This is a genomic window from Pseudomonas lurida, from assembly GCF_013522705.1.
Classification (GTDB): Bacteria; Pseudomonadota; Gammaproteobacteria; order Pseudomonadales; family Pseudomonadaceae; genus Aquipseudomonas; species Aquipseudomonas quebecensis.
Map to the genome: position 1 here is coordinate 1 of NZ_JAAMRE010000086.1, position 484 is coordinate 484.

At 62.4% G+C, this 484-nt stretch carries 1 pseudogene; it reads left to right on the top strand.

Annotation, left to right across the window (positions count from 1 at the left end):
- Positions 1-484: pseudogene (locus G7025_RS26615) on the top strand (RHS repeat protein); the annotation flags it as partial.

A 484-nucleotide genomic window follows, 5' to 3' on the forward strand; every position in this document is an offset into this window, starting at 1 on the left:
CACAGCTGCCATCGGCTGGTGTGGAATGAACGCGGTCAGCTCATTGAGGAGCAACTGCCCAATGGCGGGATCAAGCGCTATCGCTATGACGACCTGGGCCGCGAGGTGGCGCGCGAGGATGAGTTCGGCGCGCTGACCCAGTATCAGTGGGACAGCGTGGGTCGATTGGTTCGCGTGGTGCTGCCCGGTGGGGCGTGTCGGGAATACAGCTACAACCCCTACGGAAAAATCACCGCCGAACGCGACGAACTCGGCCACGTCACCCGCTACGACTACGCCGACGGCCTGCACCTGATCAGCCGCCGCCTCAACGCCGATGGCACTCAGGTCAACTACCGCTACGACAACGTGCGGTTGTTGCTGACCGAAATCGAAAACGAAGTCGGCGAAACCTACCAACTCGACTACCACCCCAACGGCCTGATCCGGCAGGAAACCGGCTTCGACGGCCAACGCACCGCGTACACCTACGACCTCAACGGCC